The 20,672-nt window shown below is 68.6% G+C and carries 25 protein-coding genes; 11 read left to right on the top strand and 14 right to left on the bottom strand.

All coding sequences use genetic code 11. From position 1 onward, the window contains the following. Positions 1-121: 121 nt before the first annotated feature. A complete protein-coding gene (locus tag AC069I_RS03660) occupies positions 122-1,297 on the bottom strand; it encodes a L,D-transpeptidase (RefSeq protein WP_478264781.1) in 1,176 nt (391 codons plus the stop codon). A gap of 220 nt (positions 1,298-1,517) precedes the next feature. Next, positions 1,518-2,582 carry a UDP-N-acetylmuramate dehydrogenase gene (locus AC069I_RS03665; protein ID WP_478264782.1) on the bottom strand — a complete coding sequence of 355 codons (1,065 nt, stop codon included), beginning with the start codon at positions 2,580-2,582 and terminating at the stop codon, positions 1,518-1,520. Positions 2,583-2,608: 26 nt separating this feature from the next. On the opposite strand from AC069I_RS03665, the gene AC069I_RS03670 reads away from it, so the two are divergent. From AC069I_RS03670 to AC069I_RS03690, 5 genes are all read left to right on the top strand, one after another. Then, positions 2,609-3,106, top strand: coding sequence for a DUF2505 domain-containing protein (locus AC069I_RS03670; RefSeq protein ID WP_478264783.1), 498 nt, complete (start codon positions 2,609-2,611; stop codon positions 3,104-3,106). Beyond that, positions 3,088-3,885 (top strand): class I SAM-dependent methyltransferase, encoded by a 798-nt coding sequence (locus AC069I_RS03675; RefSeq protein ID WP_478264784.1) that lies wholly within the window; start codon positions 3,088-3,090, stop codon positions 3,883-3,885. The genes AC069I_RS03670 and AC069I_RS03675 overlap by 19 nt, the downstream gene beginning before the upstream one ends. A 63-nt stretch (positions 3,886-3,948) precedes the next feature. Continuing rightward, a complete protein-coding gene (locus tag AC069I_RS03680) occupies positions 3,949-4,608 on the top strand; it encodes a DedA family protein (RefSeq protein ID WP_478223545.1) in 660 nt (219 codons plus the stop codon). After that, positions 4,586-5,470: a formyltetrahydrofolate deformylase gene (purU, locus tag AC069I_RS03685; protein WP_478264785.1), complete on the top strand. Its 885-nt coding sequence runs from the start codon at positions 4,586-4,588 to the stop codon at positions 5,468-5,470. Before AC069I_RS03680 ends, purU begins: the two co-directional genes overlap by 23 nt. A 15-nt stretch (positions 5,471-5,485) precedes the next feature. Then, positions 5,486-6,115 carry a pyridoxamine 5'-phosphate oxidase family protein gene (locus AC069I_RS03690; RefSeq protein WP_478223547.1) on the top strand — a complete coding sequence of 210 codons (630 nt, stop codon included), beginning with the start codon at positions 5,486-5,488 and terminating at the stop codon, positions 6,113-6,115. A 78-nt stretch (positions 6,116-6,193) separates the two neighbouring features. Here the strand turns inward: AC069I_RS03690 and AC069I_RS03695 are convergent, their stop codons facing one another. The 3 genes from AC069I_RS03695 to AC069I_RS03705 all read right to left on the bottom strand — a co-directional run bounded on the left by AC069I_RS03695 (position 6,194) and on the right by AC069I_RS03705 (position 8,775). Then, the gene (locus tag AC069I_RS03695; RefSeq protein WP_478223548.1) at positions 6,194-7,192 is read right to left on the bottom strand and encodes an NADP-dependent oxidoreductase; all 999 of its coding nucleotides are present in this window, start codon (positions 7,190-7,192) and stop codon (positions 6,194-6,196) included. 99 nt (positions 7,193-7,291) lie between these two features. Beyond that, complete coding sequence (locus AC069I_RS03700) at positions 7,292-7,726, bottom strand: SRPBCC family protein (protein WP_478231347.1); 435 nt, start codon at positions 7,724-7,726, stop codon at positions 7,292-7,294. 152 nt (positions 7,727-7,878) lie between these two features. Continuing rightward, positions 7,879-8,775: an ABC transporter substrate-binding protein gene (locus tag AC069I_RS03705; RefSeq protein WP_478224419.1), complete on the bottom strand. Its 897-nt coding sequence runs from the start codon at positions 8,773-8,775 to the stop codon at positions 7,879-7,881. Between the two features lie 175 nt (positions 8,776-8,950). Here AC069I_RS03705 and AC069I_RS03710 point away from each other — a divergent pair, with 175 nt between their 5' ends. Together AC069I_RS03710 and AC069I_RS03715 are read left to right on the top strand one after the other, a co-directional pair. Next, positions 8,951-9,637, top strand: a complete 687-nt coding sequence (locus AC069I_RS03710) for an ABC transporter permease (protein WP_478224420.1) — start codon at positions 8,951-8,953, stop codon at positions 9,635-9,637. Beyond that, the gene (locus tag AC069I_RS03715) at positions 9,634-10,350 is read left to right on the top strand and encodes an ABC transporter permease (RefSeq protein WP_478223550.1); all 717 of its coding nucleotides are present in this window, start codon (positions 9,634-9,636) and stop codon (positions 10,348-10,350) included. The genes AC069I_RS03710 and AC069I_RS03715 overlap by 4 nt, the downstream gene beginning before the upstream one ends. A gap of 147 nt (positions 10,351-10,497) precedes the next feature. On the opposite strand, the gene AC069I_RS03720 is transcribed toward AC069I_RS03715, so the two are convergent. The 4 genes from AC069I_RS03720 to AC069I_RS03735 form a co-directional block, all read right to left on the bottom strand. Then, positions 10,498-11,052: a YbaK/EbsC family protein gene (locus AC069I_RS03720; protein ID WP_478223551.1), complete on the bottom strand. Its 555-nt coding sequence runs from the start codon at positions 11,050-11,052 to the stop codon at positions 10,498-10,500. Positions 11,053-11,210: 158 nt separating this feature from the next. Next, positions 11,211-11,504, bottom strand: coding sequence for a DUF2516 family protein (locus AC069I_RS03725; protein WP_034310520.1), 294 nt, complete (start codon positions 11,502-11,504; stop codon positions 11,211-11,213). Between the two features lie 84 nt (positions 11,505-11,588). Then, positions 11,589-12,263: a hypothetical protein gene (locus tag AC069I_RS03730; RefSeq protein WP_478223552.1), complete on the bottom strand. Its 675-nt coding sequence runs from the start codon at positions 12,261-12,263 to the stop codon at positions 11,589-11,591. Beyond that, a complete protein-coding gene (locus AC069I_RS03735) occupies positions 12,260-12,673 on the bottom strand; it encodes a helix-turn-helix domain-containing protein (RefSeq protein WP_425342040.1) in 414 nt (137 codons plus the stop codon). The genes AC069I_RS03730 and AC069I_RS03735 overlap by 4 nt, the downstream gene beginning before the upstream one ends. A 151-nt stretch (positions 12,674-12,824) precedes the next feature. On the opposite strand from AC069I_RS03735, the gene AC069I_RS03740 reads away from it, so the two are divergent. Then, positions 12,825-13,955, top strand: coding sequence for a methyltransferase domain-containing protein (locus AC069I_RS03740; RefSeq protein ID WP_478264786.1), 1,131 nt, complete (start codon positions 12,825-12,827; stop codon positions 13,953-13,955). On the opposite strand, the gene AC069I_RS03745 is transcribed toward AC069I_RS03740, so the two are convergent. The 3 genes from AC069I_RS03745 to AC069I_RS03755 are packed head-to-tail and all read right to left on the bottom strand — an operon-like array spanning position 13,920 to position 15,358. Next, complete coding sequence (locus AC069I_RS03745) at positions 13,920-14,576, bottom strand: AAA family ATPase (RefSeq protein ID WP_478223554.1); 657 nt, start codon at positions 14,574-14,576, stop codon at positions 13,920-13,922. The genes AC069I_RS03740 and AC069I_RS03745 overlap by 36 nt on opposite strands. Positions 14,577-14,578: 2 nt before the next feature. After that, positions 14,579-14,956, bottom strand: coding sequence for a zf-TFIIB domain-containing protein (locus AC069I_RS03750; RefSeq protein WP_126733187.1), 378 nt, complete (start codon positions 14,954-14,956; stop codon positions 14,579-14,581). 33 nt (positions 14,957-14,989) lie between these two features. Beyond that, entirely contained in the window at positions 14,990-15,358 is a 369-nt protein-coding gene (locus AC069I_RS03755; RefSeq protein WP_478223555.1) for a VOC family protein, read from the bottom strand. Positions 15,359-15,418: 60 nt separating this feature from the next. Between AC069I_RS03755 and AC069I_RS03760 the strand changes: the two genes are divergently transcribed. Further along, positions 15,419-15,919: a CGNR zinc finger domain-containing protein gene (locus AC069I_RS03760; protein ID WP_478264787.1), complete on the top strand. Its 501-nt coding sequence runs from the start codon at positions 15,419-15,421 to the stop codon at positions 15,917-15,919. Positions 15,920-16,224: 305 nt separating this feature from the next. Here AC069I_RS03760 and AC069I_RS03765 read toward each other — a convergent pair whose 3' ends face one another. Then, positions 16,225-17,523: a DUF445 domain-containing protein gene (locus AC069I_RS03765; protein ID WP_478223556.1), complete on the bottom strand. Its 1,299-nt coding sequence runs from the start codon at positions 17,521-17,523 to the stop codon at positions 16,225-16,227. Positions 17,524-17,552: 29 nt separating this feature from the next. On the opposite strand from AC069I_RS03765, the gene AC069I_RS03770 reads away from it, so the two are divergent. Beyond that, positions 17,553-18,716 (top strand): pyridoxal phosphate-dependent aminotransferase, encoded by a 1,164-nt coding sequence (locus AC069I_RS03770; RefSeq protein ID WP_478223557.1) that lies wholly within the window; start codon positions 17,553-17,555, stop codon positions 18,714-18,716. A 12-nt stretch (positions 18,717-18,728) separates the two neighbouring features. Here AC069I_RS03770 and AC069I_RS03775 read toward each other — a convergent pair whose 3' ends face one another. Next, entirely contained in the window at positions 18,729-19,202 is a 474-nt protein-coding gene (locus tag AC069I_RS03775) for a sigma-70 family RNA polymerase sigma factor (RefSeq protein WP_478223558.1), read from the bottom strand. Positions 19,203-19,567: 365 nt separating this feature from the next. On the opposite strand from AC069I_RS03775, the gene AC069I_RS03780 reads away from it, so the two are divergent. Further along, a complete protein-coding gene (locus AC069I_RS03780) occupies positions 19,568-20,620 on the top strand; it encodes a hypothetical protein (protein WP_478223559.1) in 1,053 nt (350 codons plus the stop codon). Positions 20,621-20,672: the final 52 nt, after the last annotated feature.

Consider the following 20,672-nt stretch of genomic DNA (forward strand, 5'->3'; position numbering starts at 1 on the left):
CCCTCTTTTCCCTTGTTCCCCCTTTGTGGAGTTCGTCTGGGTGGTGTGGGGGGGGTGTTGGGGGGGAGAACCCGAAACGCCACTCACGACCACCTGTACCGAACGGCCACCCGCGCCCTCGCTACTTGATCGCCGAGAGGGCCTTCCACGACTTCCAGTCGTAGAACCAGTCCTTGACGTCCGATTTGGTCGGGCTGCTCAGTTTCGAACCGGTGATCTCGACCGGGTCGCCGATCATGGCCGAATCGAAGTACTTCTTCGCGTCCGCGTCGAGCAGGTTCACGCAGCCGTGCGAGGTGTTGGCCTTGCCGATGTTCGCCGCGTTGTCCTGGTTCTCGTGGATGTACTCGCCGTTGTTCGAGATCCGGCAGGCCCACTTCTTGTTGACGTTGGTGTAGCCATAGCGCGCGTTGTCGAACCGCGCCGTCGGCTCCTTCGTCATCACGATGAACGTGCCGTTCGGGGTGTTGCGCTGGACGTCGGAGTCGAGCCCGTTCGAGCACGGGTAACTCGCCGATTCCGCGCCGCCCCGGTAGACCTTCATCACGTGGTCCGGGGTGTTGATCTTGACCACCTGGTTGCGGCCGATCTTGAACTCGGTGGTCACGTCGGCCTTGCCGTACGCGCCGCCGCCGAGCGCGACACCGTAGAGCTTCGCCTCGACGTTGACCTTGATGTTGGCGGGCCAGTACTCCTTGGGCCGCCAGTCGACCTGCGTGTCCGACAGCCAGCCCCAGGAGCCCTCGACGTCCTTGTCGGTCTTCACCTTGAGTGCCTTTTCGGCGGCCGCCTTGTCCTTGACCGGGGACGCGAACTTCACGCTGATCGGCATCGCGACGCCGACCTCGGCGTCGTCGGTCGGGTTCAGCGTGGCGCGAACCTCCTTGGCGGGTTTGACCGTGCTGAACGAGCCCTTGAACTCGGCCGGCTTGTTGTCACTGCCGGTGGCCTTCGCGGCGTAGGTGTACGTCTTGCCGTAGCCGAGGACCTCCATGCTGGTCCAGGTGAGCCCGTCGGGGGAAAGTTCACCCTTGACGTCCTTGCCGCTGTCCCCCGTGACCTTGACCTCGGTGAGCTTGCCGTCGGCGACCTTCACCACGACCGGTGTCACCACGGAGGCGTCCTTGGCGTCGGCGGCGGGTTCGGCGGTGATCTTGGCGACCGGGGCGGCGTTCTGCTCTCCGCCGCCGCTGCCTTCCGGCTTGGCGTTGCCGCCTTCACCACTGGAGCAGGCAGCGGCCAGCATGGCCGCCCCCGCGGCGAGCGCGGCCTTGAACACCGTGCGCCGTTCGATCACGTGTACCTCCCATGAAGATCCCCGTCTCCCCGCGAGCCCCTACCCGCTCAGCGCTGGGAACCTCTCCGACGTTACCCGCGGCGACGGAAGTCACCCGCGCCCCTTACAGGAATAGACGCACGGGACGGCGTGGGGTTGTTCACCACCCGCATTTAGTCCTCTGAATGCGGTCTTTGCGCGTGCAAGTACCGCATTCAGAGGACTAAATGCGGGCAGGGGTTCAGAGCGAGCAGTTGATCAACAGGGGTTCCGGGTGCAGTGACACGCCGAAGCGAGCCTCGACGCCATCGCGCACTTCGCGCGCCAAAGCGAGAAGGTCCTCTGTCGAGGCCTTGCCCCGGTTCGTGAGCGCGAGCGTGTGCTTCGTCGACAGCGAGACCCTGCCGCCGGGCCCTTCGTGGCCCTTCGCGAACCCGGCCCGCTCGATCAGCCAAGCGGCGGACAGCTTCGTACCGCCGGGCGCCGGGTACTGCGGCACGCGGACGTCCTCGCCTACGACGTCCACGATCCCCGCCAGCACCTTCGCCAGCCGTGCCTCACCGATGATCGGGTTGGTGAAGAACGAGCCCGCGCTCCACGTGTCGTGGTCGTCGGCGTCCAGGACCATGCCCTTGCCGCGACGCAGGCCGAGGACGGCTTGGCGTGCTTCGGCCGCCGGGACCCGGTCACCGATCTCGACACCCAGCGTGCGGGCGAGTTCGGCGTAGCGGATCGGAGCGGAGAGGCCGTCTTCGGTGACCTTGAAACGCACGGTGAGCACGACGCCCGCGTCGGTCCCCTTCAGGATCGACGTGCGGTAGCCGAAGCCGAGCTCGTCGGCGGTCAGCGTGCGGATCTCGCGGGTGGCACGGTCGTAGAGGTCGACCGAGACCAGGGACTCGGCCACCTCGCAGCCGTACGCGCCGACGTTCTGGATCGGCGTCGCGCCGACCGAACCGGGGATCCCGGACAGGCATTCGAGCCCGCCGACGCCGTCGGCCACCAGGCCCTCGACGAAACCGTCCCAGTTCTCCCCCGCCGCGACCTCGACGAGATCCCCGTCACGTGTCCAGCCGGTGTTGCCGACCTTCAGCACCGCGCCGTCGAAGCCGTCGTCGGCGACGACGAGGTTCGAACCGCCGCCGAGCAGCAGGACCGGCTCGCCCGCTTCGTCGGCCTCGCGGACCGCGTCGACCAGGGCCTGCACGGTCTTCGCCTCGGCATAACGCCGTGCCGGACCGCCGAGCCGCAACGTGGTGTGGTCGGCGAGGGCGGCGTGCTGGGTGGGAGTTTCGGCAGTGCTCACGCCCGTGAACGGTACTGTCTGGCGCCATGGCCTCCCGTATCGAGCACCGATCGACGTTCTCCGCAGACCTCGCGACCACGTTCGACGCGGTCGCCGGCGAGGCGGCGCTGCGGGCGAGGCTGGAGGAGATCGGCGACGACGACGCGGAGCTGCTGGAGTACGTCCCGGCCGGGGACGGCGTGCGCTACAAGCTGCGCCAGGGCATCAGCTCGGACAAGCTCCCGTCGGCCGTGCGGACGCTGCACCGGGGCGATCTGATCGTCGAGCGTGAGCAGACCTGGAAGACCGCCGGATCCGGCTACACCGGCACCGCGACGGCGTCGGTCTCGGGCGTGCCGGGCGAGATCACCGCGAAGACGTCGCTGACCGGCGAAGGCGAGCAGGTGACGCTGGTCAACAGCGGCGAGGTCAAGGTGCGGATCCCGTTCGTCGGCGGAAAGCTGGAAGGCGTGATCGCCGAACAGGTCACCAAGCTGCTGGAACGCGAGGCCGAATTCGTCGCGAAGTGGCTGGCCGAGCGCTGAAACCGGTCGGGGCACCGACACGGGGCACGACCAACCCCAACCGGCTCCGCCGCGTCGACCGCTGGCTCGCGAGCGACCCTGACGTGACCCGGCTGCTGCACCGCGCGGACGAACCGCTCGTGGTGGACCTCGGCTACGGCGCCTCACCGGTGACCACGGTCGAAATGGCGCGCCGGCTGCGCACGGTCCGGCGCGACGTCCGGGTGCTGGGCCTGGAGCTGGACGCCGAACGGGTCGCCGTCGCGCAAGCCGCCGTCGACCGGCCGTGGCTGGACTTCCGGCGCGGCGGCTTCGAACTCGCCGGGACGCGGCCGGTGCTGGTGCGCGCGTTCAACGTGCTGCGCCAGTACGACGAAGCCGAGGTCCCTGGCGCCTGGTCGCTGATGCTGGACGCGATGACGCCGGGCGGGCTGCTCGTCGAAGGCACCTGCGACGAGATCGGGCGGCTCAGCACGTGGGTCGCGGTCGGCTCCGGCGGACCGCGCAGCCTGACCCTGTCCGTCCATCTCGCCAGCCTGGAACGTCCGTCCACAGTGGCCGAACGACTGCCCAAGATCCTCATCCACCGCAACGCCCCCGGCGAACGTGTCCACGAGCTATTGTCTATTTTGGACATATGCTGGGCGACGGCGGCGCCGCACCAGAACTTCGGCGTCCGCGCCCGCTGGGCGCACGCCGTCCACCTCCTCACCGCCCGGGGCTGGCCGGTGCTGAACCGGCCGTCGCGGTGGCGGCTCGGTGAGCTCACCGTGCCGTGGTCGTCGGTCGCCCCGGACTAGGAATTCACCGGTCGAACCCCGCTCCGTCACCCCAAAGCGACCTGCGGTGATCACCATGGAACCGTGGAACTGCTGGAGTACGTCACCGAGCTGCTCGAGGGCACGCTCGGATCGCCCTGGCTGTGGGTGATCGTGTTCCTCGTGTCCGGGTTGGACGCGCTCCTGCCATTCATGCCGAGCGAGACCACCGTCATCACCGTCGCCGTCCTGATCGGCACGGACTTCTCCCAGCTGGCGCTGCTCGCGCTGGTCGCCGCGCTCGGGGCCTGGCTGGGCGACTGTCTCGGTTACACCGTCGGCGCGGCCGCGGGTCCGCGAGCGCTCGCCCGCCTGCAGCGCGGCCCGGACGGGGTCCGGCGCTACGAATGGGCGAAGATCCAAGTGCGGCGCAACGCCGTCTTGCTGATCCTCGCCGCCCGATACCTGCCCGGCGGACGGGTCGCGAGCGGGCTCGCCAACGGCAGCCTCGGCTACCCGCCGCGCAAGTTCGTCCCGCTCGACGCCCTCGGTGCGAGCATCTGGGCGGTCTACAGCGTCCTCATCGGTCTCGTCGGCGGAGCGGCCTTCGCGGACGAACCGGAGAAGGGCCTTCTGCTGTCCTTCGCGCTCGGCCTGCTGCTGGTCGCGGCGATCGAGGTCGGGCGGCGGGTCCGCGTCCGGATACTGACCCGGCGCCGCGCCGCGGCCGAGACCAGCGACAATGGAGTCCGTGTCGAACCCTGAACGTCGCTATGTGATCTCCTTCGGCTGCCCTGACCGCACCGGCATCATCGCCCGTATCTCGGGTTTCCTCGCCGAGCACGGCGGTTGGATCGTCGAAGCGGCGTACCACACGGACCCCGACACCGGCTGGTTCTTCACCCGCCAGGTCGTGCGCGCCGACTCGCTCCCGTTCGATGCCGCCGAACTGCGCTCCCGATTCGCCGACGTCGCGAAGTCGCTTTCGGCCGAGTCGAGCTGGCAAGTCAGCGACACCGGTGAGCGCCGTCGCGCCGTGATCCTCGTCTCCAAGGCCGGGCACTGCCTCTACGACCTCCTCGGCCGGGTCGCCTCCGGCGAACTGGACATCGACGTCGCCGCCGTCATCGGCAACCACGCTTCGCTGGGCGACATCACCCGCGCCCATGGCATCCCGTTCCACCACGTCCCGTTCCCCGCCGGTGACGCCGCGGCCAAGGCGTCCGCGTTCGCCGAAGTGCGGAAAATCGTCGACGAGCACGACCCGCACGCCGTCGTCCTCGCCCGGTTCATGCAGGTCCTGCCCCCGGAACTGTGCGAGGCGTGGGCCGGGCGGGCGCTCAACATCCACCACAGCTTCCTGCCGTCGTTCGTCGGCGCGCGGCCTTACCACCAGGCCCACGCGCGCGGAGTGAAGCTCATCGGCGCGACCTGCCACTACGTCACCGCGGACCTCGACGCGGGTCCGATCGTCGACCAGGACGTCATCCGCGTCGACCACGGCGATTCCGTCGAGGACATGGTCCGCAAGGGCCGCGACATCGAGAAGGTGACGCTGGCGCGCGGGCTGCGATGGCACCTGGAAGGCCGCGTGCTGGTGCACGGGAACCGGACTGTCGTGTTCTAGTGGTTCACTGGGGTCATGGGGACCTCAGAGATCAAAGTGATCGAGACGCGCGAAGCGCTGCGTGAACACCTCGGCCACCCGGCCGAGCGCACCAAGGGGAAGATCATCCCCTTCCTCGATCCGCACGCGCGCACGCTGATCGAACACTCGCCGTTCTACCTGCTGGCGACGGCGTCGTCCGACGGGACGTGTGACGTCTCTCCGCGGGGCGACCCGGCCGGTTCCGTGAAGGTGCTCGACGACAAGACGCTGCTACTGGCGGACCGGCCGGGCAATAAGCTGCTCGACAGCCAGACCAACATCCTCGAGAACCCGCACGCCGGACTGCTGTTCCTGATCCCGGGGATGAACGAGACGCTGCGGATCAACGGCCGCGCGAAACTGGTCGCGGACGCGCCGTTCTTCGACGACCTCGTGGTCAAGGGGAAGCGGCCCGCGCTGGCGATCATGGTCGAGGTCGAAGAGCTGTACATGCACTGTGCCAAGGCTTTCCTGCGGTCCTCGCTGTGGAAGCCGGAAACCTGGCCGGAGCGCTCCAGCCTGCCGACCGCCGGCCAGATCTTCCGTGACCAGATGAAGCTGGACATGTCGGCGGAGGCGCTGGACGCCGCGCTGACCGAAGGCGCGCTCACCACCCAGTACTGAGCCTCCGCGCGTGCAATGAAGGGGCCTTTCATCGCAAAATTTGCGATGAAAGGCCCCTTCATTGCACGTGAGGCGGGGTCAGACGCGGACCAGCATCTTGCCGGTGTTCGCCCCGCCCAGCAAGTCCAGGAAGGCCTGCGGCGCGTTGCGGATACCGTCCACAACGGTCTCCGAGTACTTGAGCTTCCCGGAGGCGACCAGCGGAGCGACCTCCTTCACGAACTGCGGCTGAAGCGCGTAGTGGTCGCCGACCAGCATGCCGCGCATGGTGAACCGCTTCGCGATGATCGACGCGAGATTGCGCGGCGCCGCGGCCGGTTCGGTGTTGTTGTAGACCGAGATCATCCCGCAGATCGCCATCCGGCCGTGCAGGTTGATCGAGTCGATCGCCGCTTCGAGGTGCTCGCCGCCGACGTTGTCGAAGTACACGTCGATGCCCTCGGGTGCCGCCGCGCGCAGCTGCTCGGCGACCGGGGCGTCCTTGTAGTTGAACGCCGCGTCGAAGCCCAGCTCGCCGGTCAGCCACTTGACCTTTTCGTCCGTGCCCGCGCTGCCGATGACCCGCTTCGCGCCCCTCAGCTTCGCCAGCTGGCCGACGACGGACCCGACGGCACCCGCCGCGCCGGACACGAAGACGGTGTCGCCCTCCTTGAACTCCGCGACTTCGAGCAGTCCGGCGTACGCGGTGAGCCCGGTCATGCCGAGGACGCCGAGGTACGCGGTGATCGGCGCGGCCTCGGGGTCGACCTTCACCGCGTGCTTCGCGGCGACGACGGCGTGCGAGCGCCAGCCAAGGCCGTGCAGCACGATGTCGCCCGGCTTGAAATCGTCCACGGTGGACTCGAGCACTTCACCGACGGCGCCGCCGTGCATGACCTTGCCGACTTCGTACGGTTCGGCGTAGGACTTCGCGCTGCTCATCCGGCCGCGCATGTACGGGTCCACGCTCAGCACCTGGTTGCGGACCAGGATCTGCCCCTCGCCCGGCACCGGGATCTCGACGTCGGCGATCTCGAAGTTCTCGAGCGTGGGGACGCCGTGCGGACGGGAGGCGAGCCGGATCTCGGTTGCGTTCACGAGGTAACTCCAAGTCTGTTGCCCAAGCGGGGCGATCGCCCCGTATTCACGCCGGGTACAACGAGCGAACCGGGGCGGCCATTCCGGTTGTGGCGAGCACTACACGACCTCGGCGAGTTTGCCGAGCACTCCCTCGTAGATCCGCTTGAGCCCACCGGGCGCGAAGGTCTTCTCGAAGAAGCCGCCGATGCCGCCCGCGCCGTCCCAGGTCGTCTCGATGCGGACGACGCTGCCGCCCGGCACCTCGCGGACGGTCCAGGTGGTGACCATGCTGGAGTTCGCGTCGGTCTCGACGAGGGTGCCTTCGGACGGCTCGGTCACCGTCGCGGCGACGTCACGCACACGCTTCGACGTGGCCTGCAGCTTCCAGCGCGCCTTCGTGCCCGCGCCGGCTCCGCCTTCGGTGACCTCGTAGTCGCGGTAGTGCTCGGTCAGCAGCTTCGGCCGGGTTTCGGCGTAGTCGGCGACGAGCGCCCTGACCTTGTCCGCCGGCGCCTCGATGGTGCGCTCCGCGATGGCCGTGACCTTTCCCATCCCACTCCCTTTCACCCGTGGTGCAACGACAGCGTCCACGATTCCACCGACGCCCGCAGCCGGAGCGGGCGGCCCTCCTCCGACTGCAATGAAGGGGCCTTTCATAGCAAAATTTGCTATGAAAGGCCCCTTCATCTCACTTGCGAAGAGCCTCAGATGAGGGACTTCTCCTTCAGCCAGTCCTTCGCGACGTCGGCCGGCTTCTCGCCGTCCGAGTCGACGCGCTTGTTCAGCTCACGCAGCTGTACGGTGTCGAGGGCCTTGCTCACGGCATTGACCGCGGCCGCGAAGTCGGCGCCGCGTTCGTCGAGGACCTTCTTGTTCACCGCGGGCACGACGTTCTCGGTCGGCACGATGGCGAGGTCGTCCTCCAGCACCACGAACTGCGGGTCGCCGACGAGCGGGCTCACCGAGTCGACCGGGATGACGGTGACCTTGCCGGACCGCAGCTGCTCGACGCGCGGGCCCGCCTCCTGCACGGTCTGGAACGTGGCCTTCAGTTTGTAGACGTCCGTGAAGCCCTTGAAGCAGGGAAGCCGCTCCGCGCACTCCGGCCCGCCCGCGACGATGACGTTGTCGACCTTGGACAGGTCGCTGATCTTCTTGAGGCCCTTCTCCTTGGCGAGGTCGGCCTTCACGATGTAGGTGTTCTTGTTCTCCGCCGGCGACTGCTCCAGCAGGGCGATGCCGTCGGGCTCGAACAACTTCTCGAGCTGCTCGTGTTCGGCCTGCGCGTCCTTCGCGGCTTCCTTGCCGTATCCGGTGGTGATGGCGGCACCCTGGTATTCCGGGATGAACTGGAGTTCGCCGGATTTCAGCGCCGGGTAGATCAGCTCGCGCGAAGCGAGGTTCAGCTTGCGGGTGATCGGATAACCCTTGGCCTCCAGCGCGTTCGCGTACAGCTCGGCGAGGATCACGCTGTCGGTGAAGTTGAAGGACGCCACCACGATCGGTGCCCCGCCCTTGCTCTGCGCGGCCGGGGCCGCCGCGTCGTCGCCTCCCCCACAGGCGGTCATACCGAGGACGGCGGCGGCGAGCACCGCGCCCACTCGAACATTCCGTGTCCAGCGCACGTGCACACACTCCTATGACTCGTTCAGAGGAACGAACCGTATCCCCGGGTCACGACAGAATCCACATTTTGAGAGTTCCGCCCCTTCTGCTCCCAGAGAGCGGAATCCGGCCGCCCGATCGGGGTAAGGTCTGCCGGTGCGAGCCTCCTCCGTGTTCCCCGTTGCCACCCAAGGTGGACGGCCGCTCTTCGAGTGGCGGTGGGTGGACCGCCATCTCGACGAGATCTTCGAGCGGCTCGGCGAGCACCTCACGCTGACCGCGGCGGCGCTCGCCATCGGGCTGGTGGTGTCGATCGGTGTTTCCGTGGTTTCGCTGCGCCGCAGGTGGTTCTACGTCATCGCGCTGAGCACGGCGGGGTCGTTGTACGTCATCCCGAGCCTCGGTGCCTTCGCCGTGCTGGTGCCCTTCACCGGTCTGACGTCCTTCACCACCGCGGTGATTCCCTTGGCCACGTACACGTTGCTGATCCTCATCCGCAACATCGTCACCGGCGTCGAACAAGTACCCAAGGAAGTCCGCGAAGCCGCGATAGGCATGGGTTTCACGCGTTCGCGGTTGCTGTGGCAGGTCGAACTCCCGCTCGCGCTGCCGGTGGTGATCGCGGGCCTGCGGGTCGCGGCGGTGACCACGATCGGGCTCGTGACGGTGACTTCCATGCTCGGCAAGGGCGGTCTCGGGTACTTCATCCGCAACGGGATCCAGACCGCGACGCCGAACCCGACGTCGATCATCGTCGGCGTGGTGCTTTCCGTGGTGCTGGCCGTGGTGGTGGATCTGTTGCTGTGGCTCGGTGGGCGCGCGCTCGCGCCGTGGTCGCGGAAGGCGGCGTCGCGATGAGCATCATCGACCAGACCATCGAGTGGTTCGGCGAACCGAACCGCTGGAGCTGGACGGACCCGGCGGGCGTGCCGTACCGGACGGTCGAGCATCTGCAGTTCTCCTTGCTGGCGCTGGCGATCTCGGCCGTGCTGACGATCCCGCCCGCGTTATGGCTGGCGCACTACCGCCGCGCGCAGTTCCTCGCCACGAGCGCGGTGAACATCGGCCGCGCGATCCCCAGCTTCGGGCTGGTGATCTTGTTCTGGTTCCTGGCAGCCCGGCTCGAAGTCGACACGACGTTCTGGCCGTTGATGCTCGCGCTGGTGGCCTTGGCGCTGCCGCCGTTGTTCACGAACACCTACGCGGGCGTCGTCCAACTGGAGCAGGAAACCGTCGACGCCGCGCGCGGAACCGGCTACCGCGAGTGGCAGATCATGCTGCGCCTGGAGTTGCCGCTCGCGTCTCCGGTCATCCTGGCGGGTGCCCGCGTCGCGTTCCTGCAACTGGTGGCGACGGTCGCGATCGGCGCGATCGTCAACGACGGCGGCGGGCTCGGACGGTACATTGTGGACGGTTTCGCCCTCGGCGAACCCGGCCACGGCGAGATCCTGGCGGGTGGCATCGCGGTCGTCGTACTGGCATTGGTGTGCGAAGGCGTTTTCGCGCTCGTCACGCGTTGGGTGACCCCGCGCGGGCTGGCGATCCAGTCCCGCGCGGCTGCCCGCTCCTGAGCGTTCACCGCCGCCCACGCGAACGCCTGGAAGGCGTGCGCCAGCGGGATGATCTCACCGGCGCGGCCCAGCCCCGTCCGCGGCACGGCGGGGCGAGGAACGCGGCCTCGAAGGCCGAGGCCAGCGAGAAGTCCTTTGTGGACAGCCTCACTCGACGGGGCGCGCGAGCCCGTCGATCACCTCGGCACCGGGCAGGGCCGCGAGGGTCGCGCCCGAGATCAGCAGCTTGCCGCCGCGGATACCGCTGCCGATGACCAGTTCGGGCTCGTCGGCGACGCGCTGGTCGATCAGGATCGGCCATTCCGCGGGCAGGCCGACCGGCGTGATGCCGCCGTACTCCATTCCGGTGAGCGAGACGGCCTCGTCCATCCGGGCGAAGGAGGCCTTGCGGACGTCGAGACGGCGCTTGATCACGCCGTTCACGTCGGCGCGGGTGGTGGCGAGGATCATCGCGGCGGCGAACCGGACCTCACCGGCGCGTTTGCCGGCGACGACGACGCAGTTCGCGGACGCGGAGAGCGGTGAGCCGTACGCCTCGCAGAAAGCGGCGGTGTCGGCCAGGTCGGCGTCGATCTCGACGACGCCGACGGCATCCGGATCGGGCAGGGCGGCGAGTGCCTTGGCGACGGGCTCGGCGAGCAGGTCCGTGCGGGAGAGGGCGGGGACGACGGTGAGGCTTCCGGCGATGGTCCAGTTAGTCACAGGGCCACCCTAATGTCGGCAGGGCGCCGCCCGGGAGAACGCGCACGATGGGCGATCAGGGCGCCCTTCCACCGCGATAGCGGGGCCTTCGGCCGGGCGGGTTCACGCGTTCGGTGACTTGTCCGAGTACATCTCAGCTCCGCCGAACCGGCACTCGATCACCAGTTGCGGCCGCCGCGCTGCACCTCGATGAGCTTGGGGCGGACGTCCACGAGGTAGACCAGGACCGCGACCAGTGCGGGCAGCCACAGGATCATGCCGCCGCCGTAGAACTGGAAGAAGGTCAGCACCACGGTCGATCCGCCGGTGATGAGCATCCAGATGGGCTTGGTCTTCCGATCGGCGGCCGAGTACGCGTCCGCGCGCTGCAACAGCGCATGCACGAAAGCGAACAGCCCCGTCAGCGCGCCGCCCCAATGGATGGCGATGAGGATCCAGGTGGCAACGAACACGAACTCAGCTTACGTCAAACCGGGCGAATGACCCGGGCCCCCGGCACCGAAGCGGCGCCGGGGGCCCGGGAATTCACGCGGAACTTACTTCTCGGTGGTCTTCGGCGCGGTGGCCGGCTTCTTGGCGGCCGGGCTGGTGGTGGTACGGCGCGTCGTGGTCGTGGTCTTCGGCGCGGTCTTGTTGGCGACCTTGCGCGAAGCCGAACGCGTCTCGTGCGCGAGGTCGTCGCCGATCTCCTCGACCTCGTCGGCGATCTCGCCGGCGAGCTCGGTCACCTTGCGAGCGGTCTTCTCGCCGGCGGAACGGGTGCCCTTGGTGACCTTGCCGAGCACGGTGTCGATGCGCTCACGGGCGTCGGTGGTCGCGCCCTCGACGCGGTCCTGTGCGGTGCTGATCGCGTCTTCGAGCTGCTCGATGGCCTTCTTGACCTGCGGCTGCGCGGCGATCTTGTCCCACGCCTGCTCACCGGACTCGGCCAGCTTGTTGTACAGCTTCAGCGCGGCTTCGGTGTACTCGTCGATGACCTTGCGCAGCTCGGCCGGGTCCAGCTTCTCGCGGAGACCCTCGACGTCGTGCGGGAGCTCTTCGATGTTCTTGCGGGCGGTCTCGCTGCCCTCGACGACCTTCTCCTTGGCCTTGGACACGGCGTCGACGACGGCCTGGCCGGCCAGGTTGCCGGCACCCAGGGCGGCCAGCAGCGGCGTGCGGACCTGGTCGAGGGCGGTGTGCTTGCGGTCGGTCTTGGTGGCCGTGGTCATGCTGACTCCTTGGTTTCTGTGACTTGGTCTTCGGTTTTCGCCTTGGCCGCCTGCTCGGGTTTCGCGGCGGCGTTCTCGCGGCGGAACGATTCGTAGACGTCGAGCAGGACCTGCTTCTGCCGTTCGGTCAGCTCGGTGTCGGCGCGGATCGCGTCGCCGACCGGGCCACCCATGGGCAGATCGAGGATTCCCGCTTGCACGTAGAGCGCCTCGGCCGAGATTCGCAGGCCCTTGGCGATCTGCTGGAGGATCTCCGCGCTGGGCTTGCGGACCCCGCGCTCGATCTGGCTCAGGTACGGATTGGACACGCCGGCGAGTTTCGACAGCTGCCGCAAGGAGATCTTCGCGTTGCTGCGCTGCTGGCGGATGTACTCGCCGATGTCGGAAGCGATGTCCGCGACCTTCTCCATCGGTCCACCCGATGCGGGCTGATCCCGGTCGATGTCTGACATCGGTCACCTCCTCGCGACGTCGTCAACGCTACGCGCGGGTGCTAGCAATTGCAAGCACTCTGCTTGCAACCATCGGGTGTGTTGGTGCTCACCCCGCTACCGTGGGGGGATGTCGAACGCGACGCGGCTGCGGCGGCGCCTCGTCGAGCATCTGCTCGCCGAGGGCGTGCTGCACGACGCGCGCTGGATGACCGCGTTCCGCTCCGTGCCGAGACACGTCTTCCTGCCGCGATTCTTCGTCCCGGCGGCGAACGGCTGGGCCGCGGTCGAAAGCGGCGACGACGAGTGGCTCCGGCGCGTGTACTCCCCCGACGTACTGGTCGTCCAGCTCGACGACGACTCCGGGCTCTGGGAACGGGCGCGCTATCTCGGCGCCCAGCCCGGAACGCCGACGAGTTCGTCCAGCCAGCCGTCGATCATGGCGATCATGCTCGAAGAGCTCCGGGTCGCCGACGGGCATCGCGTACTGGAGATCGGCACGGGCACCGGTTACAACACCGCCCTGCTGTGCCATCGGCTCGGTTCCGGGCTCGTGTACACAGTGGACATCGACCCGGAACTGGTCGACGCCGCGCGCAAACGCCTGGCGGAGATCGGGTACGCGCCCTCGTGCGCGGCGGCCGACGGCGCCGAAGGCTTCCCGGCGGGCGTGCTCTACGACCGGGTGCTGTGCACGTGCTCGGTGTCGTCGATCCCGCCCGCGTGGCTGGCGCAGACGATGCCGGGCGGGCTGATCGTCACCACGCTGCACCGGCCGATCGGCGGCGGACTCGTCCGGATCGTCGCGGGCGAAGGCGCGACGGGACACGGGCGGGTGCTCGCCCGTGACGGTCGCTTCATGCCGCTGCGCGCGCACCGCTTCAAGCCGTCGAAGGCGCTCGAAGGTGATGTCTCCTGGCGGCCGACCCGGCTGCCGATGGGCGTGCTCACCGAAGGCCGCAGCCGCTTCGAGTTCTTCGCCGGGCTCCACCTTCCGGGCGTGACGGCCGCGCGGACGGGCCAGAGCACCACGCTGGTCCATCCGGACGGCTCATGGATGCGCCATCGGCAGCGGGGCAGCGAGTTCGAAGTGGCCGAAGGTGGCCCGCGGCGGCTGTGGGAGATCGTCGAAGTGGCGCACGAGGACTGGCTCGGCCTCGGCGAGCCGGGGCGGGACCGGTTCGGGCTCAGCCTCGACGGCGAGGACCAGGTGATCTGGCTGGATTCACCCGACGGCCGCACTTGGCCGTTGCGTCCCTGAAAGCAGGCCTCGCACCCACTTCTCGACGTGGTCGACGGCGTCGTCCACCGGGATGCGGGTGGTGTCGAACAACTCGACCGGCGGATCCATCGAGGGCGCTTCCGCTTGCAGCCACTCGTTGAACTCCAGCATCTCCTCGACCCGCTCATCGTCCCACTCGCGCCAGGCGGGCCGCGCCAGCAAACGCTTGCGCAGGGCGTCGGGCTCGCTGACGAGGGCCAGGTAGTGGATGCCGGAGAAGAAGACGCGCTCGGGCAGCCGCTCGAACTCGGGCGGCGCGACGGTGCCGCAGAGCACGACCGGCCGCCCGTTCTGGTGCAGCATCGCCGCCATCCGCAGCCAGGTCGAGCGGAACGCGGGATGGCCGGGGACGTCGTCCCGTAACGCCCCGGTCCACAACACGTCCTGCTCGACCACGAGCGCGAGATCGCCGAGTCGTTCCGCGAGCCGCGGCCCGACCGTCGACTTGCCGGCGCCGCTCGGCCCGGTCAGCGCGAACAGCGGAAGGCGCCGGAAGGGCCACTGGTGCGCGCATACCGCGCACACCAGCAGCCCGTTCTCGACTCGTGGCCGTTCGGCGCGATCACCGCAGGCCGGGCAGATCTTGAGATCGAGGACCACGGTCAGTCGAAGAGGCCCTCGAGGAAGCCGCCCTTACGGCGCTTGTGGCCATAGCCGTGCGGCGAGTCCGCGTAGCCGCCGCGGTAACCCTTGGGCGAGTCGGCGTAACCACCCCGGTAGCCCTTCGGCGAGTCCGCGTAGCCGCCGCGATGGGGCCGCGGGGAGTCCGGCCGTCCGTAGTGCGGAGCCGGCGCGTGTCCACCTCCCTGGTACGGCGGGGGCGGCTGGTGCCCGCCACCGTAGTACGAGTTCTCGGCACCGGCGATGGCTTCCAGCTCACCCCTGTCCAGGAAGATGCCGCGGCACCCCTGGCACTGGTCGATGTGGATGCCGTTCTTGTCGACGGTCTTCATGACGTTCTGGCACTTCGGACAAATCACGTATCAGAGATTACGCATTTTTCTCGTCCGAGGTCAGCAGGCGCACAGGCAAAACGGGTGCCCGGCCGGATCCGCGTACACGCGAAAGGTCTCCGGGGAGTCGTCGAGCAGCTTCGCGCCGATGGCCAGCGCTCGCTCGTGGGCGGCCTCCATGTCGGCGACGTCGAGGTCGACGTGGGCCTGCTGCGGGTTCTCGGCGGACGGCCATGCGGGCGGCCGGTAGTCGGGCACGCGCTGGAACGAGAACCGAGCGCCGCCCTCCGGGTTCCGCAGAGTCACCCAATGGCCGTCTTCGGCGACTTCGGCCGCCTTCCAGTCGAGCAGCTCGCGGTAGAACTCCGCCAGCGCGACCGGGTCCGGGCAGTCGAGGGCCACCGCGCCGAAGGTCGGTACCGCACCCATGGTTCAGCCTCCAGAAGGATCGAGTAACCAGTGAAATTAGTATGAAGGTTATCGGAGCCGATGACAACCGGTCTCGCCCGTACACTGGGCGAGGTGAACACCGACGCGTCCCTGGTGGTCGAGTTTCTGAACACGGTGAACGTCGAACGCGGCACCGACCTCCTGGACGATCTGGAGTCCTGGCAGCACTGGGCCCGGGATCACCGGCTTCGCGCGGATACCCCCGCGGCCGCGCGCGAAACCCGGGACGCGCTGCGCGCCGCGATCGGCGACCCGCGGCTCCCACGGCCCGGCCTGCGCGCGCCGGCGGAGATCGTCCTCGGTCCGGAAGGCCCGCTGCTGGTCTCGGAAACGGTCTGCGGGGCGGTGATGGCGGCGTCGACCCGGCTGACCGTGCTCGGCGAATGGATCCGGCTCAAGATCTGCCCGGCGGACGACTGCCTGTGGGCGTTCTACGACGAATCGCGGAACCGGTCGAGGACGTGGTGCTCGATGCGGGCCTGCGGGAACCGGGAGAAGGCGCGGGCCTGGCGGGCGCGGACGGCGGACATCTCGACCTGAACGGCGGATCTCGCGTGCCTGGACCCGTCACACGCGTGCTTGAAGCCGGATCTCGCGTGCTTGGGGGCGTCACGGCTCCAAGCACGCGAGATCCGGCTTCAAGCACGCGAGATCCGGCAAGCGTCGTGACCCGCCGGGGACGCGCGACCACAACTTCTGGTGTCACCCACCCCCGAGTTACCCCCAGGGGTTGTGCACACCGTTAGGCCAAAAACGTGAAAAGCTGTGGATAACCCTGGGGATGACTCCACTTCCTGTGGACAACTCCCGGTGAGGCCTCCGGAGTGTGGTATAAGCGCGGCGGCTCAGAAAAGCAGCTGCGCGACCGCGTAGATGACCAGCCCGGCGAGCGCGCCGACCACCGTGCCGTTGATCCGGATGAACTGCAGATCCCGGCCGACCTGGAGTTCGATCTTGCGCGAGGTCTCCTCGGCGTCCCAGCGCTCCACGGTGTCGGTGATGATCGTGGTGATCTCCTTGGAGTAGTGCGTGACCACGTAGGCCGCCGCGCCCTCCACCCAGGTGTCCACTTTGGACCGGATGTGGTCGTCGGAGACCAGCCGCCCGCCGAGGGTCTCGAGGCCGGTGCGCACACGGCGCCGCAGTTCGCTCGACGGGTCCTCGGCGGCGTTGAGCAGCATCTCCTTCGCCGTCGCCCACGCCGAGCCGATCAGCTTCTGCACCTCGTCGTGCCCCAGCATCTGGGACTTGACCTGCTCGGCGCGCGCCATCACCTCGGGGTCGGTCTGCAGGTCCTGGGCGAACTCGCCGAGGAACTTGTCCAGCGCCAGCCGCATGGGGTGGTTGACGTCGGTCTTCACCGCCCAGACGAACGACAGCACCTCGCCGTAGACCTTGTCCGCGAGCATCTCGTCGACGAACTTCGGCGACCAGCTCGGCGCCCGGTCCGAGACCACGCGCAGCATCGTCGTGTGGTTGTCCCGCACCCATTCGTAGGCGCGGTCGCACATCAGGTCCACCAGCTTGTGGTGCGCCCCGTCGGCGAACACGCCGGCCAGGATCTTGCCGAGCGGAGGACCCCACGGCTTGTCCACGATCCGCTTGACCACGGCCTGTTCCATGATCGCCTGGACGTCTTCGTCGCGGAGCACCTTGACCGCCGCCCGCACGACGGTGGCCAGCTCCGACGTCACCCGCTCCGCGTTGGCGGGCTGCGAAAGCCAGCCGCCGAGCCGCTTCGAGACTGCGACCCGGCTCAGCTTCTCGCGGATCACGGACTCGGACAGGAAGTTCGAGCCGACGAAGTCACCGAGGCTGCTGCCAAGGGCGTCCTTCTTGTTCGGGATGATCGCGGTGTGCGGGATCTTGATCCGCAGCGGATGCCGGAACAGCGCCGTCACCGCGAACCAGTCGGCGAGCGCGCCGACCATCCCGGCTTCGGCGGCGGCGCGGACGTAGCCGACCCAGGCCGGCCAGCCCGCGGCTTCGGCCCAGCTGGTCAGCAGGAAGATCACCGTCGCGCCGAGCAGGAACGACAGCGCGACCATCTTCATCTTGCGCAGGCCGCGGCGCTTCTCCTCCTCGGCGGCGGTTCCACCGGGCGGATCGGCTGGGGTCACCTTGGCGGGCGTCAGTTGCTCCACACCGCCATTGTCCGTGAGGATGGCTGATCGTGCGCGAACCTGTCCTCGTACCCCGCCTCCAGCCCTTCACGTCGACCATCTTCGCGGAGATGACGGCACTGGCCGTCCGTCACGAAGCCGTCAACCTCGGCCAGGGTTTCCCCGACACCGACGGGCCCGCCGGAATGCTCGACGCCGCCAAGAACGCGCTGTTCGGGGGTGCGAACCAGTATCCGCCGGGACCGGGGCGTCCCGAACTGCGCGCGGCGATCGCGCGGCACCGGCTGCGGTACGGCACCGCGTACGACCCGGACACGGAGATCCTGGTCACCGCAGGCGCCACCGAGGCCATCGCGGCGTCGCTGATCGCGCTGACGCAGGCGGGTGACGAGGTCATCGTCATCGAGCCCTACTACGACTCGTACGCGGCCGCGGTCGCCATGGCGGGCGCGGAGCGGCGTGTCGTCGGCCTGGTGGAACGCGACGGCCGGTTCGCGCTGGACATCGAGGGCCTGCGCGCCGCGGTGACCGACCGGACCAGGGCGATCCTGATCAACTCGCCGCACAACCCGACCGGCACGGTGTTCACCCGCGCCGAGCTGGAAGCCGTCGCCGCGCTCTGCGTGACGCACGATCTGATCGCGATCACCGACGAGGTGTACGAGCACCTGGTCTTCGACGACGCCGAGCACCTGCCGCTGGCGACCTTTCCCGGTATGCGCGACCGGACCGTCTCGATCTCCAGCGCGGGCAAGACGTTCAACTGCACCGGCTGGAAGATCGGCTGGGTCTGCGCGAGCCCCGAACTGGTCGCGGCGGTGAAGGCGGCGAAGCAGTTCATCACCTTCGTCTCGGGCGGCCCGTTCCAGCCTGCCGTCGCCCACGCGCTGGACCACGAACTGCCGTGGGCCGAAGACCTGCGTACGAGCCTCCAGGACAAGCGGGACCGGCTCTCGGCGGGGCTCGCGGAAGCCGGGTTCGCGGTCCGGCCGACCGCCGGGACGTACTTCGTCTGCGTCGACGTCCGGCCGCTCGGGTTCGACGACGCCGCGGAACTGGCCTGGGAGCTCCCCGAACGGGTGGGCGTGGCGGCCGTGCCCGTAAAGGTGTTCACCGATCACCCGGAAGAGTGGAAACACCTCCTGCGTTTCGCGTTCTGCAAACGCAACGAGGTCATCGACGAAGCGGTCACCCGATTGCGCAAACTTCGGTGACTCGTCCGATGTTCACGCCCAGCCGCTCTTTTCGAGCGTCCGTCTGAGCCGGTCCAGACACCGTCTTCGCAGCCTGCCCACACTGGCCGGACTGATGTCCAGCTCACCCGCGAGCTGGGCGTAGGACAGCTCCGGCCGGTACGCGAGGAGCCGCATCATCCGCCGATGCGAGTCCGGCAGGCGATCGACCGCCGCCCAGAGCGCGCGATCACGTTCGGCACGGACGACCTCGGCCTCCGGGGTCGTCTCCTCGTCGGGCAGCGGGCGCGGCGTTTCGCGCCTGGTCCTGGTGATCATCCGGAGCGCGCGGCGCCGCGCGGTGGTCGTCAGCCAAGCACCGAGCTTCGCTTCGTCGCGTAGTGCGCCAGGCGCACGAAGCAGTTCCAGCCACGCGTCCTGACAGACGTCCCTGGCGTCGGCTTCGCTCAGCCGATACGCCTTCAGCGTCCTGAGCACCGCCGCCGACAGCGCGTTCACGTCCCACATCCCGGACCCTTCCCTCCCGGCGGCTCGCGTCCGCCGAGCCGCTCACCGAACGCGACTTCGACGGCACGCACCGCAGCAGGGATCCGGAAAAGGTCAGGTCACCGAGGATTTGAGTAGTTCCACCTCTCACCGGATGGCCGCCGGGCACATACCGAGAGTGATCAACTCCGGTACTCCAGGCACCGGAGCCGGTTGCGTCGTTCCGCCTAACGGGCTGGATCGACGGCGGCTGAAGTGAAACACTCCCCTCCGGTGCTAAAACTGGTGCAGCCCCGGGGGAACTGCGACCTGGCCGGAAGAGACCCCAAGCAAGATCGAACTCACGCGGGAAACGTGGGTTTCAGGCGCGGACGGTGGTGATTGCTGTGAGTGGTACGGCAGTCGTGCGCCGTGGCGGCCTCACCGCCCCGAAGCGAATCCTTTTCGCGGGCGGGCTTGTGCTCACCGGCTGGATCCTCGGCGCCGTGCTGAGCACCCCGGCTTCAGCCGACGAACAGGCACCCGTGACGCCGGAGACCTCCGTGGTCCAGCCCGCGGACGAAACCGGGTCCGGGAAAACGACCACTCCCCAGGAGTCCACTTCGGACCCCACCGCGACCGAGACCGCGAAACCCACTGAGACCGCTGAATCCTCCCAGGAAGAGCCCGCTCCCGTCGTGCACGAGGAGCCTGAGGCCACTGTGGAGGAAGAGGCGGGTACTTCTTCGGAACCGGCCACGAAAACCGCAGAGACCCAGGCGTCCAATGGCTTACTGGGCGGCCTCATCGGCGGCGTGCTGAATGTCGTCACGAACACGGTCGGCGGCGTCGTCCACACCGTCGGCGGGGTCGTCGACGGAATCGGCGACCAGGTAGTCGCGCCGATCATCACGCCGGAACCGTGCTGTGGCACGGGCGCCCCGGTGATCCTGCCGGGCACCGGCGACATGCTCGACCCCGTCTTCGGCGGCGGCTCCGGCGAGTCGGCGAGCGGCTCGGTCACCATCGCCGTCCCGGCCAAGGCCGTCACGGAGAAGGTGCCCGCGCCTGCCACTCCGGCCCCGCGCCCGGTCGTTCCCGTCGAGAGTCCCGCTCCGGCGACGGCAAGCCAGAACCACCGCGTCACCCTGCCCGTCCAGGTCAAGACCGACGCCAAGCCCGCTCCGCCCGCGCCCGCCGAATCCGACACGCACGCGTCCCCGGACGGCGGCGGCTCGAGCGGCGGCGGCGGTGGCCTGCCGAACTCCCCGGTGGCTCCGATCGCGCCCACGACGACCGCCCAGCCGGGGCACGACAACACCGGCGGCGGCCGCGGGCCGCTCGCCGTGCTCGACTCCGGCATGCCCGCCACGCAGCTGAAGCTCATCGGCACCGGCTGCGACCACGAAGGCGAGCGCACCGGCAGGGAAGCCGCGCTTCCCGCCACCTCCCCCGACTGACCTGACCAGGTCGCCGGGGAGAACCTCGTCCAAACCAAGATCAACTTCGGGT

This window comes from Amycolatopsis sp. NPDC043885, assembly GCF_056435685.1.